Here is a 15,807-nt window from a genome sequence, read left to right as displayed (position 1 = left end):
TTTCTGGCTTTTATTTTGAGTTCCGAAATAATTGTAGGGGAAAACAGGAAAAAATGCAATCAAAAAGGCGGAGCGTTCCGATGCGTCCGCCACTTTTTTGCCAAACTAACTCCCCACGGAAACAATGGCTTTTGAAGCGGGGCTCCTGCGCGAAAAGAAGAACAAGTTGGAGCGGCTTCCGCCCCTTTGGCTTGTCGTCACCCGTTCCGCTGCTTGGAGCGGATCGGTTGGCCGCCCGTTTCCTCGTATTGCTTTTTCGCCAGCTTCACCGGGTCAAAGTCTTGACCAAGCTCAAGATCGTTATTGTTTTGGCCGTTGCGTGTTTTTTGTTCCGGATTCGTTTGTTTCAAGCGTCGCTTCATGTTGTGTTCCTCCTCGTTTCAGCGGTCAAGCAAAATCATGTCGTTTTGCAATTGCTCCAGTTGGAGCCGCATCCGATGCAGCTGCTCGCGCTGCTGGGCGTTGCAGCTTCGCGCCAAGTGCGCTAAATCGATGACCGTCTGCTCGAGCATCTGCTGGGCGTTGGTGTATTCGGTGATGTTGTAATGCTCCTGCTTTTGCGCTTCCGTATATTGCTCTTTCGCGTAGCGGATCACATCTTCACACCGCTGCAAAAATTCCTCAACGGATTGTCTTGTCGCCATGCGCTCACCTCGTTTCGTGATATTCCCTCATGTTTACTATGCGCCGCATAGGCCGGCCGTATCACGCCAATGATTGGCAGCGGTCGATTTTCCATGAAGTTTTTGTTACAATGCCGACGTGAGGATCTTCGTTCAGCTCGATCAATGTCGGTCAGCTCAAGGTTTTCTGTCACGCCGGCGCAGAGGATGGAAAGTTTAGGGGAAAAGCGATGGCATCCGACACTTTGGCGCAACGCCACGCCTGCCAACGTAAACGATGAAACGATCACAAGGAGGGGCCAACCGATGGCTTTGATGAACATTTTGCCGTTTGCCCGCTTTTTGCTTGATCAAGCAGTCAACGAAGGCGACATCGCCGTCGACGCGACCGTCGGCAACGGGCACGACACCGTGTATTTGGCCCAACGCGTCGGGGATTTCGGCCATGTGTTCGGCTTTGACATTCAGTCTGAGGCCATCACCGCCGCTTCCGCCCGCCTCGCGAAACATGGGCTATGCGGGCGGGCGACGTTGTTCGAGCGAAGCCATAGTGAACTGCTTGAGGCGCTTCCCGCCGATGTACACGGGCGCATCGCCGGCGCGGTGTTCAACCTCGGTTATTTGCCGGGCGGCAATAAGCAAATCGTCACCCAGCCGGAATCGACGATCGAAGCGGTCCGCCAGTTGCTTTCCGTCATGAAGCCGGGCGGCGTCATCGTTCTTGTCGTCTACCACGGCCATCCGGAAGGAAAGCGCGAACGCGACGCGCTCCTTGATTACGTCCGCTCTCTTGATCAACGGCGCGTCCATGCCTTGAAATACGAATTCATCAATCGGCAAAACAACCCGCCGTTTTTGCTCGCGCTCGAAACCCGGGCGGATAAGGGCGCCTGAATCAATCGGATCCCGCCCCTTTTGCCAATACAAGCAAACGGCCGCCCTTATGAAAAGGACAGCCGTTTTTGCCGCTCCTGCCAAAAGCGGTATGCTTTTCCGTTCCAATAGAAAAACTGCGACGCCGCCCCGCCGGCGCGGACGAGCCGGCGCGCCAGCCGGCGCAGCCCGCGCTGCTTTTTCACCTTGGCATCCGACAAATACAACCCAAGAAGCCCTCGGTGAATAAGGCGGTGAAACTCGCCGTGCGGAAGGGCGCCGACATGGCGGTCGGCCTCTTCGATGAAATGGCAAAGCCGCTCAAGCATCACCGTTTCATTCGGATAGTAAAAGCAAAAGTTTAAATCGCCGCCGTCCCGGTCTTCCTCCTGATCGATCAAATAGTCGAGCAAAATGTGCAGTCCTTGAATGTACGGAAAATAACCGTCGCGCACTTGTCTCGCCATCTCCGGCGGCAGCGATTCGCCAAACGCATAGGCGACGAGGCAGAAAATGCCGAGCGTCGAACCGGAGCAGGCGGAAAACTCATACCACTCCATCGGCGGCAAGGCGTCTTTGTATTGCGCGAACCATTTCTCCAGCCGCGGCACCCGCTCGCTCGCTTCAACATGTTTATGCACTTGCAAGTCGCAATAATATCCGGCCAATTCATGCAAAAATGGGGCGATCGTCTCATAATGGCGCACCGTCTCGAGCACCTCTTGGCACGTGCGGACAAGCGCCGGCAAATAGCCGCCGTCTTCCTGTTCGCGGCGATGGCGGTAATAGTTCGACGGCTCTGCTCCGATCGTCAAAGCGTCCGGCATCGAATCGTGCAAGGCGCGAAAGTCGAGCGGATCGAGCGAGGTGCTGCGGTCGCACAAATTATCCAAATAATCGCTGATCGTCTGGTAAGCAACGATAAAGCGGATGCAATCCTCCATGTTTTCTCCGGCCAAGAGCGCCAAAATGGAGCCGCCTTCGCAATGGAACGTTTTCGAAGCGATGCTCGCGAGCGCCTGGCGCCGCAATTCCGGGTCGGGAATGCGCTCGGCTTGGCGCCGCCAATAGGCAAGCTCGCGGTGGACAAGCGGAAGCACGTCACGATACACCATTTTCATCAAGGCGATGGGGTTTTTCGGAATGTTCAATCGGCTCACCTCAGGTGCAAACACCATGGTCTCGTCTCCTAGCATTTCCATCTTATCGGCAACCAAAATCGTTTCGCGTCTGAACAGCTTGCGATCTCGTCTTCCAGTATTGCCATCAATGCGGCCGGGGCAAACCATAAAAGGGTTGGCGACGGAGTGAAAAAGCCGCTCAACAACGGTTCTTCTCACGTTGAGAAGCTTTGTGAAATCGGATCTTCTTCCCCGATCCCAACCACTCATCGGGCGAAACGAAACGTTTTTCACCAATCCCGATTAGGCGCGCTCGCTTTCGTTGGCGATTTGGACGCAGCGTTGTACAATACATGGTGAACGATCGATTTTGCAACAGAAAGGAACGAACGCCCATGATTTACCCATACAAAGGCAAAACGCCGCAAATTGCCGCCTCCGCCTTTATCGCCGACTATGTGACGATCACCGGCGATGTCGTGATCGGCGAAGAGACAAGCATTTGGTTCAATACCGTCATTCGCGGCGATGTGGCGCCAACGGTGATTGGCAACCGGGTCAATATTCAAGATAACTCAATTTTGCATCAAAGTCCAAACAATCCGCTTATCATTGAGGACGGGGTGACGGTCGGCCATCAAGTCATTTTGCACAGCGCCATCGTTCGCAAAAACGCGCTCATCGGCATGGGCTCAATCATTTTGGACCGCGCGGAAATCGGGGAAGGCGCGTTTATCGGCGCCGGCAGTTTAGTGCCGCCGGGCAAAAAAATTCCGCCCAACACGCTCGCCCTCGGCCGGCCGGCGAAAGTCGTCCGCGAACTGACGGAAGACGATATCCGCGAAATGGAGCGCATCCGCCGCGAATATGTCGAGAAAGGGCAGTATTACAAAGCGCTGCAGCAACAGCGGACATCGTGCGCCGACAAAAAAGAGCTGCCGTGATCAGGCAGCTCTTTTTCTTTCATCACTTGTCCGCCAACGCCAGCGCTTGTTCTTTCAACAAGGCGGCTTTGTCGGTGCGCTCCCACGGCAGGTCGATGTCCGTACGCCCAAAATGGCCGTAAGCAGCCGTCTGTTTGTAAATCGGGCGGCGAAGGTCGAGCATTTTGATGATGCCCGCCGGGCGGAGATCGAAGTTGTTGCGCACGACTTCAATCAAAATGTCTTCCGACACTTTGCCGGTGCCGAACGTATCGATCGAAATCGAAACTGGGCGGGCGACGCCGATCGCGTAGGCAAGCTGCACTTCGCATTTGTCGGCCAGTCCTGCCGCGACGATGTTTTTCGCGACATAGCGGGCCGCATACGCCGCCGAGCGGTCGACTTTCGTCGGATCTTTGCCCGAGAACGCGCCACCGCCGTGGCGGGCGTAGCCGCCGTACGTATCGACGATGATTTTGCGCCCCGTCAACCCAGCATCCCCTTGCGGACCGCCGATGACAAACCGTCCTGTCGGGTTGATGAAATATTTCGTGTTCTCATCAAGCAGCTCCGCGGGCACGACCGGCTTGATGACCTGCTCTTTAATGTCGCGCTGGATTTGCTCTTGCGTAATTTCCGGATGGTGCTGCGCGGAAACGACGATCGTATCGACGCGCACCGGTTTGCCGTTTTCATCGTATTCGATCGTCACTTGCGTTTTCCCGTCCGGCCGCAAGTACGGCAAGACGTCCGTTTTGCGCACTTCCGCCAATCGGCGCGCCAAGCGGTGCGCAAGCGAAATCGGCAGCGGCATCAATTCTTCCGTCTCATTGCAGGCGAACCCAAACATCAATCCTTGGTCGCCGGCGCCGATCGCTTCAATTTCCTCGTCAGTCATCTGACCTTCGCGCGCCTCGAGCGCCCGGTCCACCCCCATCGCAATGTCCGGCGATTGTTCGTCAATCGACGTCAGCACCGCGCACGTATCAGCGTCAAATCCGTATTTGGCGCGCGTGTAGCCGATCTCCCGGATCGTATCGCGGACGATGCGCGGAATGTCCACGTATGTTGATGTCGTGATTTCCCCGCTCACGAGCACCAGCCCGGTCGTGACGCTCGTTTCGCAGGCGACGCGGGCGTTCGGATCTTTTTCCAAAATGGCATCCAAAATGGCGTCAGAAATTTGGTCGCAAATTTTATCCGGATGTCCTTCCGTCACAGACTCTGAAGTAAACAAGCGGCGTTTGGCTGACATTCGGTTTGTTTCCTCCTCTTGGCATAATGTGGCGACACGGAACTCATTTCCCTTTTTCCCTTCGCAATATAAAAAACCTTTCCTGTAACGGCTGAGGAAAGGTCATGGCAATCGTATTGCTTCCTTTCACTCTTATCGTTCAAGGACTGCGCCTTGCCACAGGTTAGCACCATTTCACACATGTACAGTTGTGACGGTTGCTGGGCTTCATCGGGCCTGTCCCTCCACCGGCTCGGGATAAGAGTATCCGTTCAATGACTTATCTTATCGCAACGGAATCGGCAAAGTCAACTATCAAAATTCATTTTTTATCATTTCCAGCCGCGAAAATTCTTTCCTCAAGGAAACCAACACATTGGGCAAAATAAAGTTTGAAAAACCCACACAATTAGTATGGACTATTAATAAAAATGTGTTATACTATTTTCAAGAGTGATTACAAAAAGAAGGCAGGTTTTGAATATGGGGATCGCAAACATGACGAATAAGCTTGATTTATTGCTGCAAAAACCGTACGTGCATCATCAACTGTCCGTCGCCGAGCTCGTTGAGAAAGTCCTGCAACGGAACGAAGGACGGCTGACGCACACCGGAGCCGTCGCGGTGACAACCGGCAAGTACACAGGGCGGTCGCCGAAAGACAAATACATCGTCGAAGAACCGTCAACGAAGCAAACGATCGACTGGGGCGCGGTCAACCAGCCGATGTCTCCGGAGACGTTTGATAAACTGTACGACAAAGTGCTCGACTATTTAATGAAGAAAGATGAACTGTTCGTGTTTAAAGGCTTTGCCGGCGCCGATCCGAAATCCCGGCTGCCGATTCAAGTCGTCAACGAATTCGCCTGGCACAACTTGTTCGTCCATCAGCTGTTCATCCGGCCGAACGCCGAAGAGCTCGCCGCGCATGAGCCGCAATTCACCGTCATTTGCGCGCCGAACTTTAAAGCCGATCCCGCCGTTGACGGCACGCGCTCGGAAGCGTTCATCATCATCTCGTTTGAACGGCGCACCGTGTTGATCGGCGGCACCGAGTATGCCGGCGAAATGAAAAAATCGATTTTCTCGGTGATGAACTATTTGCTGCCGGAACAAGGCATCCTGCCGATGCACTGCTCGGCCAACGTCGGCCAGGAAGGCGACGTCGCCCTCTTTTTCGGCTTGTCGGGAACGGGAAAAACGACGCTCTCGACCGACCCGAACCGCCGCTTGATCGGCGATGATGAGCACGGCTGGTCAAACCGCGGCATTTTCAACATCGAAGGCGGCTGCTATGCGAAATGCATCAACCTATCGCGCGAGAAAGAGCCGCAAATTTTTGACGCCATCGGCTTCGGCGCGGTGCTCGAAAACGTCGTCCTCGACGACGCGACGCGGGTGCCGAATTACGACGACGGCACGCTGACGGAAAACACGCGCGCCGCCTACCCGCTTCAAGCGATCAAAAACATCGTCGACCCAAGCGTCGCCGGCCATCCGTCCACGATCGTGTTTTTGACGGCTGATGCGTTCGGCGTCCTGCCGCCAATCAGCAAGCTGACGCGCGAACAGGCGATGTACCATTTCTTAAGCGGCTACACAAGCAAACTCGCCGGCACCGAACGCGGCGTCACCGAACCGGAAGCAACGTTCTCAACGTGCTTTGGCGCACCGTTTTTGCCGCGCCCGGCCGTCGAATACGCGGAAATGCTCGGGCAAAAAATCGCCGAACACAACGTCCGCGTCTTTTTGGTCAACACCGGCTGGACAGGGGGACCGTACGGCGTCGGCAGCCGCATGAAGCTCGCCTACACCCGGGCGATGGTGCAAGCCGCTGTCGAAGGGGAGCTCGACAACGTCGAAACGGTGCAAGACCCGATTTTCGGCCTCGCCATCCCAACCCACGTCCCCGGCGTGCCGGATGACGTCCTGCAGCCGCAAAACACATGGGCTGACAAACAAGCATACGAACAAAAAGCAAAAGAGCTGGCGCAAAAGTTCCGCGCCAACTTCCGAAAGTTCGCCCATATCGACCCGACGATCGAAAAACTCGGCGGACCGCTCGTGTAACAAGAACCCGGCCGGACAGGGAACATCCTGTTCGGCCGGTTTTTCTGTTCTTTCCTCTGCTTTCGTCTCCGACACTGAATCGTTAGACATTTCTGTACGTCGGTCCGTTTCATTCGCCTCAAACAACCAGACTCGAGCAAACGCAATGAGCTTCTGTGTTTTCATTTGCCGCAATGGCCATGAGTTCTGCAAGGAATACGTAATGTCATCAAAAGATGGATGATTAATGAACTTGCGCATTATTTCTAAAGTTTTTACTCCCTGTTTCCCCAAGAATTGTGTTCTTACTTCTATTTCTCCAACTGTTTTCCGCAAATCATTCATATACTTATCACAATTTTTAGTATCATTAAACAAGTGATCAAGATGCATAATTCCTATAGAAACTCCAGCAGCATGATATGCTCTGTCTAAAGGCCTTTTGATTTTCAAGATACTCTAAACAGAATAAGGGGGAGGCTTCCATTGCTTCAGTATATCCATTTACCTTTAGCAGATTGTTGAAAATCAACCCGTTTTCCTTCGCTCCATCGTTTTGGGGCGTGGCAAAAAGCCAGTTTCATCAAAGACTGAAGATCTGATTTTTGGTTCATTTTGACTATTCCATCACCAGTCGTTTCGATGATCAAAGAGAGGATTGAGGTCATGAAAAATAAAACATTTCATTTCCTTTGGATCGGACAATCTTTCGCGAATTTCGGAGATGTGTTCTACATTGTTTCCGTTGTCTCTTACCTATATCATTTGACATCGAAAGCCATGGCTGCCGCATTAGTCCCTTTTTTCGTTACATTGTCGTTATTTATTAGCGGAATCGTCGCACCGATATTTTTCGAAAAATATAAACTAAAAACGTTATTGTCCTACGGACAAATGTGTAAAACATTTCTGCTGCTTTTTCTCTCGCTGTTTTTGCACTGGGGTGCGGAACATTACACTGCGATCGTTTATGTTTTTGTATCATTGATCGCTTTTTTAGATGGGATCAATAATCCGATTAAAAACTCCCTCGTTCCTTTTATCGTTTCCAAGGAGGAAATCTTGAAAGCCAACAGTTTTGTAAACACGTTAGACCAATTCATCAAACTTAGCGCATGGCCGATTGGGAGTTTGATTGTCAGTGTAGGGTCGCCGTTCCTTTTAATCAATATCACCTTATTGTTCTATGTCGTCTCAAGCATTCTCATGTTTCTGTTGCATATACAAGAACATACAAAGAAGAAGACGGCTCAAGGCAAAGGCCTAAAGAACTTTCTCCTTTCGATCAGTCTAGGATGGGAATACACTTGGAGAAATGTGCACGCTAAATCGATTAGCTTCATGTCATTTTTTGAAGGAATCGGAAATGGGGTCTGGATTTCGGCCATCCTTTATATGTATGTGAAAGAACAATTACATGTAGGAGAGGAATGGTGGGGATATATTAACTCTGTTTTCTTTGGCGGCATGGTGATAGGGGGATTGTTAAGCGTTAAGTTTAGTCAATCGGTTGAAAAAAATCAGCAATTTTTTGTATTGTTTGGCCCGTTTTGTATCGCTATTGTCACACTGTTATTTGGCACAACGACGCACGGTGCGCTGGCGCTTATGTATTCCACCCTGTATGGGATCATCGAACAATGGAAGGTGATTTGCCTTCAGACGATTCTGCAAAAAAATGCCCGGATGGACGCTCTGCCTCATGTTTTTTCCGTGCAGGGAGTCATTAGTTCCGTAACGTTCGGGATTTCCGCCTTATTGATGAGCTTTATAGCCGATGTTTACGGGATTCGCTTTTCGTTTTATTTGTCTGTTTGCTGCTTTTTGATCAGCGGCTGGATCAGTTATCGTCAGCGAAAAATCTGGAGTTATAAGGAGAACCAAAAAGGAGAAATCACTGGAACTATTTTGTGAGCTCCCTCTGTAAATGATCACTTTATTTCAGAACAAAGCAAAGGAATCAGTCTTGCTTAATCATATGGCAGAGTGCAAACATTGAAGATAGCGGGAAACAGATTACAAGTGTTCGAGTCTTGCTTAATCATATGGCAGAGTGCAAACCGAAGGATTGTTTGCGCTCCTGCCTTTTCAAAATTAGAATAAAAACGCCAATCGGGACGATGAACGTCACCGACAAATTCTGTCAATAGACTTTACCCTCGATGGCCGTAAGGTTCGAACGCATAAAATGATTGTCGTCGATCCCCCGGGGTTTTTGCACGATTGGGGGTCGACGACAATGTGAGGCTCGACGGCGAAGAGTCTGCTCTGCTTACCCCTTCACCCGTTCGATCTTCTCAACCGGCAGCCCGGTCAGTTCGTGGATCGTGTCGACATCGTACCCTTTCGCCAGCATTCTCTTCACCACGTCGAGCTTCCCTTCCTCGATTCCTTGTTGGCGCCCTTGCTTCATCCCTTGTTTGACTCCTTGTTGAATTCCCTTTTCCATTCCCCGCTGTTCGTACGAGACGATGAGCTCCATCACTTGCTTCGCTTCCTTCGTTTCCATTTGGCTCACCTCGTTTCGCAGTTTGGCTTCCTCCTCTTCGGACAACCGCAAATACGTTTCAAAAAAACCGAACAACAGCCGCTGTTTCGCCTCATCGAGCTCAAGGCGGACGAGCATGCGCAAAAATTCTTTTTTCACTTCGACCTTTTCTTCTTCATTATACCCCATTTTGCTTAACAAGGCAGCGGCGACGGGATTGTCATGGCGGATGTACGCGCGCCACGGCAGTTTGCGCAGCTCCACCGTCAAGTAACGAAAATCGAGAACCGTCAAAAACGGAAACTGGACGACCAATGAGGAAGGTTCATCGTGGTGTTCATCATAGCTGAAGATGGCGATCGGAACAATACGGCGGCGGTATTTTTGAAACAAGCGGCTGAAGTAGAGGAACATTCGCTCGGGGAAGGTCCGCTGTGCGTAGCTTTGGTGTTCGACATGGACGATGATGAGCCCTTCCTCCCCCTTCATCTTCGTTTCGACCAACAAGTCGACGCGATGCTTCTCTCCGGCCGTCACGTCGGTAAACAGTTCTTCTGTGAGGAAAGAAAGGTGGTGAACGTCGATGTGCTCGTACACGTTGGGAAAGAAAAGAAGCAAAAACTCTTCGAAAAACGTCGACAGCAGCTCTTTGAACAACCGGTCGTGATCGATTCGCGGTTTGGCCACGTTTCCCCTCCTTGCGGCATCGAATTCATCGTATGATATTCGCTCTCCGCGGCCAAACTCCTTCTCCTCCCCCCTACTTTTTTTATGGTATGATCAAACGTCGCACAGGAAATCCTCAAGCAAAGGCTATTTTTATGCTTGTCTGAACCGGCCTGACGCCACAAGTTAACTATAGACGGAAAAAACTTGAGCCAAGAGCGCAAACCGTTCTTCCGTTTGCGCTCCTGTCCGATGAACCCGTTCAGCTCTCATTCAGCCGCTTCATGGTGTGCAGCCTCGTTCAATTCGTCGAATACAGGCTGACGAGCTCATACGTCACCGTCGTCCGACTGTCTTCCCATTCGAGCTTTCTCACGACCGCGACGCCGCTCGCTTCGCTTTGCACCGTCCGGCGCACTTCAAGCGGCACGTCAAGCGGATACAAGCGGTAGCCTTCTTTTTTCAACACAAACACATTTCCTTGAACGCGCTGTTCCTTTCCTTTTGTCACAATGACCGTCTGCAGCTCCATCGGCATGCCCATATGATTCCAACCTCCTTGGCACCCCATCGATTCGTTGGCGGCCGCGCCGCCACCCGAGCGGCGCACGCAGCCGCCCCTCTAGTTGTATCGTATCACATCGTCGGCTGTTGTTTCATCCATTCCGTGAGCCTTTGCACCGTCTCGCGATTGGCTTGCGGCGGAAAATAGTGGGTGAACTCAGGGAAGTACCAAGCCGTGACCGGTTTGCCGAGCTGCTTCAGCCGCCGTTCCAGCCGCCAGGCGTGCTCAATCGAGACGTTCTCATCGCGCTCGCCGTGGATGATGAGCACCGGGGCCTTGAGCCGTTCCAGATGATAGAGCGGCGTGCGGTGCCGGTAGCGCTCCGGGCATTTGTTCGGCGTCCCGCCGATGACGCGCTTCATCATCCGCCGCAAGTCAGGCCGCTCCCAATACGTAAGCTCCATATCCGCCACCCCTCCCCAGACCGCCACCGAACAGACCCCCTCGGCCATTAGGGCGGCATGGAGCGCCATCGCCCCGCCGCGCGAGAAGCCAAACACGTGCACGCGCCCGGGATGGACGAGCGGATGGCGGCGAAGGAGATGAAACCCAGCGAGCGCGTCATAACGGTCTTCACCGGCGAAATCTTCGTTTCCTTCTCCGCCCCCATTGCCGCGATAGAGCGGAGCGAAGACGACAAACCCGTGCGAAGCGAATTGGACAAGGCGCGGCACCCGCACTTGCCCGACGTTTTTGATGCCGCCGCGCAAATACAAAAACCCGTCATAAACGCCTTTTCGCTTCGGCGCCGCTAAAAATCCTTTCACCTTCAGCCCTTGGGACATATAGGTGACAAAGAACACATCGATTCCCGGATGCGGCGACGGAAACCGGTATTGGTCGATGATGTCCCCGTCCATACGCCTGCCTCCTTCCTACGCGAAAACAGATGATGCGAACCACCCGTCATCATCCCCCAACGCCTTCTTTCATTAGGGCAAGTGGGGCTGTCCGACTGCCTCGCTGTTGGTGCATGCCGCCCCTTGGCCGAGCGTCAGCTTGAAAAAGCCCTGGAGCGCGAGGAGCGTCCCGACCGCCGCCCGTTCTGGTTCGACCGCCCATTTTTTCTAGGCATTCACACATTTTGGCTGCGTGCATACGATAAGGTGAAACCACGGTTTACCGCATGCGAACCAAGGGGGTTAACGAACATGAAAAAATGGGCCGTATGGTTATGCTCGCTTCTGCTGCTTTTGCCGCTTTCAGCCTGCACGAATGACGGGGGCCAAAGCGAAAAGCCGCTCCAAAAAGTGCGCCTCGCCGAAGTGACGCACTCGATTTTTTACGCGCCGCAGTACGTCGCCTTGGCGAAAGGGTTCTTCAAGGAAGAGGGGCTCGATGTCGAGCTGACGACGACATGGGGCGGCGACAAAACGATGACGACGCTTCTTTCCGGAGGCGCGGACATCGCGTTGGTCGGTTCGGAAACATCCATTTATGTGTATGCACAAGGGACGGACGATCCCGTCATCAATTTCGCGCAGCTCACGCAAACCGACGGGACGTTTCTCGTTTCCCGCAAAAAAATCGACCACTTTACGTGGGAGATGCTGAAAGGAAGCACGTTCCTCGGCCAACGAAAAGGCGGCATGCCGCAGATGGTCGGCGAATATGTGCTGAAAAAGCACGGCATTGACCCGCATCGGGATTTGAAGCTGATCCAAAACGTCGATTTCGCCAACATCGCCAACGCCTTTGCGAGCGGGACGGGCGATTTCGTCCAGCTGTTTGAGCCGACGGCGAGCCTTTTCGAACAAGAAGGGAAAGGCTATATCGTCGCTTCGTTCGGCATGGAGTCCGGACGCGTCCCGTACACATCGTACATGGCGAAACAAAGCTATATGAAAGAGCATAAAGACGTGATTGAACCATTCACAAGAGCCATCTACAAGGCGCAGCAATGGGTCGAATCGCACAGCGCAGCTGAAATTGCCAAAGCCATTCAACCGTACTTTAAGGACACGGACTCGGCCATCATCGAAAAAGTGGTTGAGCGCTACAAAAGCCAAGGGACCTATGCGACCGATCCGATTTTGGATGAAGAAGAATGGAACAACTTGCAAACCATTATGGCCGAAGCCGGCGAGCTGCCGAAGCGCATCGACCTGAATACGCTTGTCGATTCGTCGTTTGCCAAAAAAGCGATGAACGATTGACGAAAGCGGGTGAACGTCATGTTTCTTTCGATCGACCGCCTTTCGCATACGTATTTGACGAAAACGACCGCTGTCACTGCGCTCGATGACGTGTCGCTGTCCGTCGAGAAAGGAGAATTTGTCTCCTTTCTCGGCCCAAGCGGCTGCGGCAAAACGACGCTTTTGTCGATCATCGCTGGGCTGATTGAGCCGACGGAAGGGGCGGTCCACATCGAAGGCCAACCGATTTGGCCGAGCGGAACGGCCGCGCCGACGGCGCGGCGCGCGGTCGGCTACATGCTTCAGCAAGACTATTTGTTTCCGTGGAAAACGATCGAAGAAAACATCCTTCTCGGGTTGAAAATCACCGACACGCTGACCGCTGACACGAAAGAACGAGCGCTCGCTCTGCTGTCGGAGATCGGCCTAGCCGGCGTCGAGTCGTATTACCCGAGCCAGCTGTCCGGCGGCATGCGCCAGCGCGCGGCGCTCGTGCGCACGTTGGCGACCGACCCGAAGCTGCTTTTGCTTGATGAACCGTTTTCCGCCCTCGATCAACAAACAAAGCTGAAACTGGAAGAACTCGTTTGGAAGACGTTAAAACAATACGAAAAAACAGCGGTGCTCGTCACCCATGACATCGAAGAAGCCATCGCCATGAGCGATCGCATTTTCTTGTTTTCGCCACGCCCCGGCCGCCTTGTGCGGACGTTTGTCATCCCGAATGAACTGCGCTGCCGCCCGCCGCTTGCCGCCCGCCAGCAGCCATCGTTTCCGGCGCTCTTTCAATCCATTTGGAAGGAGATGGAGGCCCTTGAATCCGCCCAATGAACGCATTGAAGCGCTGCACACAGAATACCTCACCGTCTTGCGCAAAGAACAGCGGATCATCCGCCTTTGGCAGACGGTGCTGCTTGTCGCCTTTTTCGCCGTCTGGGAAGCGGCAAGCCGCTTCCATTGGGTCGATCCCCTTCTATTTAGCTCTCCATCCGCCATCGCCAAGCTGTTTGTCGAAAAAATGAGCGATCACTCTCTATTCGCCCATACATGGGCGACGCTGTTTGAGACCTTGCTTGGATTTTTCATCGGCACAGCCGGCGGGGCGCTGATTGGCGCGCTTCTTTGGTGGTTTCCGCGTCTGGCGAAGACGCTTGATCCGTATTTGGTCGTGTTCAACGCCATGCCAAAAGTCGCCCTCGGGCCGATTTTGATCGTCGCTCTTGGACCGGGATTTACGTCGATTGTCGCCATGGGCGTCGTCATCTCCATCATCATCACGACGATCGTCGTCTATTCGGCGTTCCAAGAGGTCGATCCGAACTATTTGAAAGTATTGCGGACGTTCGGCGCCACCCGCTACCAATGCTTTCAAGAGGCGGTGCTGCCGGCGTCGTTCCCGGCGATCATTTCGACGTTGAAAGTAAACGTCGGCCTCGCTTGGGTCGGCGTCATCACCGGCGAGTTTCTCGTCTCGAAACAAGGGCTTGGGTATTTAATCATTTACGGCTTCCAAGTGTTCAACTTCACGCTTGTGTTGATGAGCCTGCTCATCGTCGCCTTGCTGTCGACCGTTATGTATCAGCTTGTCGCCTTGATCGAGAAAAAATGGGGAAACCACCGCTAGCGGGACGCCCGCCGAATGTTGCCGGGCGTCTCGTTTCATTCCTGTCGTCCCAATGAGCCGGCATCCGCCGCTTTTGGGAAGCCCATCTTCGGGAGCCGCCGCCGATCGGCGCCCCTTTTCAATCGATCAGCCCGCGCTGTTTCAACTTGGCAAGCGCCAGTGAAAGCACGTCATCTTTCATGAAATAGCTGAAACGCTGATCGGCGCGGATGTCATCCGGCAGCGCCTCAAGCAGCACCGGGCCGTTCGTTTCCAAATACGACCCCCGCTCGACGAGCGCAGCGATGTCGGCAAAATACATGTTTTTCACGATATCCGGCTCCACTTCATATTGGCCGATGTATTCAAGCCGGCCGACGATTCCCCCCGTTTCTTCCATCACTTCGCGGGCCGCGGCTTCCGCCGCTGTTTCCCCTTCTTCCACCTTGCCGCCGGGAAACTCAAGGCCGCGGCGCGGATGATCCGTCAACAGCCATCGCCCGCCATAGCGGCAAATGACCCATACATGCCCGGGGGAGGGGGAAAACGGATGATCCGCAAAGGCCAGCCGAACGCGATGTCCGTAGTAATCGCGAAATTCATGCATCGGACTCTCCCCTTTCCTCTCCCCATTATACAGAAAAACGCCGCTCGACTCGCGGCGTTTACTCTTCTTTTTCGTCAGGAAGGATGCCGAGCGAGCGGATATGCTCCTTCGCCTCCTCGTTGCCGAGGCGGTAAATCATTTCATAAATTTTCGTCAACGTCCGGTCGTAAGCATCGTTTTCCCGATCATAATGGTATTGGATGTACGGCACATGGGTGCGCCAAAACGCCTGCCAGTCGGTGGAGTAGTTTTGGTCAAAATACTCGCGCAGGCGTGCGATTTCCTCGTCGGTCGCCTCAATTTGAAAGTCCCACGGCGATGCCGTTTTCAACTGGGAAATTTCCCCGTGCGCCATTGAGACGTAATACGTCTTTTTTTGTTCATCTGCCACCTTCATCCACTCCTTCTTTTGCTCTTTTTGCTTAGTGTGGGGCAATCGGGGAAAACTATGCTCATTTTATTTCATCTTTCAACAGCTCGATCGCCTTGCGCAGCACGGACGGGATCGGAACGCCCGCCCGGCCGGCGTTTTCCACAATCGAGATAAACTCATTGGCGATATAGAAAAAAATGATCGCATCGCGGATGACATGCATGTTCCATCCAATGGCCAAATCGACGAGATGCGATGCTGCCACCAGAACGAAAATCAACAGTTTGCGGATGATGCCGCGAAAGCCGACTTGACTTGACAGCTTGCCTTCGACCGCGCTGGCGGCAATGCCGGTAAGGTAGTCGACAATGACCAAAGCAAGCAAAATCACGACAAATGAGTCCACGCTGCCGACAAACATCGACAGAAACGAACCGAACAGCGACACGGCAACCATCGGGATCGGCTTGTTCACGCTCCCCCCTCCTTGAACATAGGATACGCGTAACTATCGTATGCCCGGAGGGGAGAACGCGGCGCGGCGCAT

General features: G+C 53.3%; 17 protein-coding genes and 1 riboswitch. Of the genes, 7 read left to right on the top strand and 10 right to left on the bottom strand.

Annotated features, from left to right (window positions below; genetic code table 11):
- Nucleotides 1-197: 197 nt before the first annotated feature.
- Both CWI35_RS14045 and CWI35_RS14040 read right to left on the bottom strand, forming a co-directional pair.
- Nucleotides 198-362: a hypothetical protein gene (locus CWI35_RS14045; protein WP_011232316.1), complete on the bottom strand. Its 165-nt coding sequence runs from the start codon at nt 360-362 to the stop codon at nt 198-200.
- An 18-nt stretch (nt 363-380) separates the two neighbouring features.
- Nucleotides 381-644, bottom strand: coding sequence for a YtzC family protein (locus tag CWI35_RS14040; protein WP_011232317.1), 264 nt, complete (start codon nt 642-644; stop codon nt 381-383).
- A 285-nt stretch (nt 645-929) separates the two neighbouring features.
- Between CWI35_RS14040 and CWI35_RS14035 the strand changes: the two genes are divergently transcribed.
- Nucleotides 930-1,517, top strand: coding sequence for a tRNA 5-(aminomethyl)-2-thiouridylate-methyltransferase MnmM (locus CWI35_RS14035; protein WP_011232318.1), 588 nt, complete (start codon nt 930-932; stop codon nt 1,515-1,517).
- A 47-nt stretch (nt 1,518-1,564) separates the two neighbouring features.
- Here CWI35_RS14035 and CWI35_RS14030 read toward each other — a convergent pair whose 3' ends face one another.
- Nucleotides 1,565-2,674: a tetraprenyl-beta-curcumene synthase family protein gene (locus tag CWI35_RS14030; protein ID WP_014196592.1), complete on the bottom strand. Its 1,110-nt coding sequence runs from the start codon at nt 2,672-2,674 to the stop codon at nt 1,565-1,567.
- 338 nt (nt 2,675-3,012) lie between these two features.
- Here CWI35_RS14030 and CWI35_RS14025 point away from each other — a divergent pair, with 338 nt between their 5' ends.
- Nucleotides 3,013-3,561 (top strand): gamma carbonic anhydrase, encoded by a 549-nt coding sequence (locus CWI35_RS14025; protein WP_011232320.1) that lies wholly within the window; start codon nt 3,013-3,015, stop codon nt 3,559-3,561.
- A gap of 22 nt (nt 3,562-3,583) precedes the next feature.
- Here the strand turns inward: CWI35_RS14025 and metK are convergent, their stop codons facing one another.
- Entirely contained in the window at nt 3,584-4,795 is a 1,212-nt protein-coding gene (gene metK, locus CWI35_RS14020) for a methionine adenosyltransferase (RefSeq protein ID WP_021322704.1), read from the bottom strand.
- Nucleotides 4,796-4,924: 129 nt separating this feature from the next.
- Nucleotides 4,925-5,039: riboswitch (SAM riboswitch) on the bottom strand.
- A gap of 218 nt (nt 5,040-5,257) precedes the next feature.
- Between metK and pckA the strand changes: the two genes are divergently transcribed.
- On the top strand, nt 5,258-6,844 hold the full coding sequence (pckA, locus tag CWI35_RS14015; RefSeq protein ID WP_119877864.1) for a phosphoenolpyruvate carboxykinase (ATP): 1,587 nt from the start codon (nt 5,258-5,260) through the stop codon (nt 6,842-6,844).
- Between the two features lie 645 nt (nt 6,845-7,489).
- On the top strand, nt 7,490-8,737 hold the full coding sequence (locus tag CWI35_RS14010; protein WP_033845326.1) for an MFS transporter: 1,248 nt from the start codon (nt 7,490-7,492) through the stop codon (nt 8,735-8,737).
- A 358-nt stretch (nt 8,738-9,095) separates the two neighbouring features.
- Here the strand turns inward: CWI35_RS14010 and CWI35_RS14005 are convergent, their stop codons facing one another.
- The 3 genes from CWI35_RS14005 to CWI35_RS13995 form a co-directional block, all read right to left on the bottom strand.
- Nucleotides 9,096-9,998 carry an Rpn family recombination-promoting nuclease/putative transposase gene (locus tag CWI35_RS14005; protein WP_119877863.1) on the bottom strand — a complete coding sequence of 301 codons (903 nt, stop codon included), beginning with the start codon at nt 9,996-9,998 and terminating at the stop codon, nt 9,096-9,098.
- Between the two features lie 280 nt (nt 9,999-10,278).
- The gene (locus tag CWI35_RS14000; protein ID WP_011232325.1) at nt 10,279-10,521 is read right to left on the bottom strand and encodes a DUF2584 domain-containing protein; all 243 of its coding nucleotides are present in this window, start codon (nt 10,519-10,521) and stop codon (nt 10,279-10,281) included.
- 92 nt (nt 10,522-10,613) lie between these two features.
- Complete coding sequence (locus CWI35_RS13995) at nt 10,614-11,402, bottom strand: alpha/beta hydrolase family protein (protein WP_119877862.1); 789 nt, start codon at nt 11,400-11,402, stop codon at nt 10,614-10,616.
- 291 nt (nt 11,403-11,693) lie between these two features.
- On the opposite strand from CWI35_RS13995, the gene CWI35_RS13990 reads away from it, so the two are divergent.
- From CWI35_RS13990 to CWI35_RS13980, 3 genes are read left to right on the top strand one after another with little or no spacing between them, the layout of a single operon-like run.
- Nucleotides 11,694-12,698 carry an ABC transporter substrate-binding protein gene (locus CWI35_RS13990; protein WP_119877861.1) on the top strand — a complete coding sequence of 335 codons (1,005 nt, stop codon included), beginning with the start codon at nt 11,694-11,696 and terminating at the stop codon, nt 12,696-12,698.
- A gap of 18 nt (nt 12,699-12,716) precedes the next feature.
- A complete protein-coding gene (locus tag CWI35_RS13985; RefSeq protein ID WP_119877860.1) occupies nt 12,717-13,508 on the top strand; it encodes an ABC transporter ATP-binding protein in 792 nt (263 codons plus the stop codon).
- The gene (locus tag CWI35_RS13980) at nt 13,492-14,301 is read left to right on the top strand and encodes an ABC transporter permease (protein ID WP_021322711.1); all 810 of its coding nucleotides are present in this window, start codon (nt 13,492-13,494) and stop codon (nt 14,299-14,301) included. The genes CWI35_RS13985 and CWI35_RS13980 overlap by 17 nt, the downstream gene beginning before the upstream one ends.
- Nucleotides 14,302-14,419: 118 nt before the next feature.
- Here CWI35_RS13980 and ytkD read toward each other — a convergent pair whose 3' ends face one another.
- From ytkD to CWI35_RS13965, 3 genes are all read right to left on the bottom strand, one after another.
- The gene (ytkD, locus tag CWI35_RS13975) at nt 14,420-14,887 is read right to left on the bottom strand and encodes an RNA deprotection pyrophosphohydrolase (protein ID WP_011232330.1); all 468 of its coding nucleotides are present in this window, start codon (nt 14,885-14,887) and stop codon (nt 14,420-14,422) included.
- Between the two features lie 58 nt (nt 14,888-14,945).
- The gene (locus CWI35_RS13970; RefSeq protein WP_119877859.1) at nt 14,946-15,278 is read right to left on the bottom strand and encodes a hydrolase; all 333 of its coding nucleotides are present in this window, start codon (nt 15,276-15,278) and stop codon (nt 14,946-14,948) included.
- A 61-nt stretch (nt 15,279-15,339) separates the two neighbouring features.
- Complete coding sequence (locus CWI35_RS13965; RefSeq protein WP_014196599.1) at nt 15,340-15,735, bottom strand: phage holin family protein; 396 nt, start codon at nt 15,733-15,735, stop codon at nt 15,340-15,342.
- Between the last annotated feature and the right edge of the window lie 72 nt (nt 15,736-15,807).

The sequence above is a fragment of the [Bacillus] caldolyticus genome (assembly GCF_003595605.1).
Lineage (GTDB): Bacteria > Bacillota > Bacilli > Bacillales > Anoxybacillaceae > Geobacillus > Geobacillus thermoleovorans.
Note: the sequence above shows the minus strand (reverse complement) of the source record. Positions and strands in the feature narration are given on the sequence as shown.

Coding starts and splice junctions, on each gene's coding strand:
- CWI35_RS14045 (WP_011232316.1), bottom strand. CDS start 362: ATGAAGCGACGCTTGAAACAAACGAATCCGGAACAAAAAACACGCAAC.
- CWI35_RS14040 (WP_011232317.1), bottom strand. CDS start 644: ATGGCGACAAGACAATCCGTTGAGGAATTTTTGCAGCGGTGTGAAGAT.
- CWI35_RS14035 (WP_011232318.1), top strand. CDS start 930: ATGGCTTTGATGAACATTTTGCCGTTTGCCCGCTTTTTGCTTGATCAA.
- CWI35_RS14030 (WP_014196592.1), bottom strand. CDS start 2,674: ATGGTGTTTGCACCTGAGGTGAGCCGATTGAACATTCCGAAAAACCCC.
- CWI35_RS14025 (WP_011232320.1), top strand. CDS start 3,013: ATGATTTACCCATACAAAGGCAAAACGCCGCAAATTGCCGCCTCCGCC.
- metK (WP_021322704.1), bottom strand. CDS start 4,795: ATGTCAGCCAAACGCCGCTTGTTTACTTCAGAGTCTGTGACGGAAGGA.
- pckA (WP_119877864.1), top strand. CDS start 5,258: ATGGGGATCGCAAACATGACGAATAAGCTTGATTTATTGCTGCAAAAA.
- CWI35_RS14010 (WP_033845326.1), top strand. CDS start 7,490: ATGAAAAATAAAACATTTCATTTCCTTTGGATCGGACAATCTTTCGCG.
- CWI35_RS14000 (WP_011232325.1), bottom strand. CDS start 10,521: ATGGGCATGCCGATGGAGCTGCAGACGGTCATTGTGACAAAAGGAAAG.
- CWI35_RS13995 (WP_119877862.1), bottom strand. CDS start 11,402: ATGGACGGGGACATCATCGACCAATACCGGTTTCCGTCGCCGCATCCG.
- CWI35_RS13990 (WP_119877861.1), top strand. CDS start 11,694: ATGAAAAAATGGGCCGTATGGTTATGCTCGCTTCTGCTGCTTTTGCCG.
- CWI35_RS13985 (WP_119877860.1), top strand. CDS start 12,717: ATGTTTCTTTCGATCGACCGCCTTTCGCATACGTATTTGACGAAAACG.
- ytkD (WP_011232330.1), bottom strand. CDS start 14,887: ATGCATGAATTTCGCGATTACTACGGACATCGCGTTCGGCTGGCCTTT.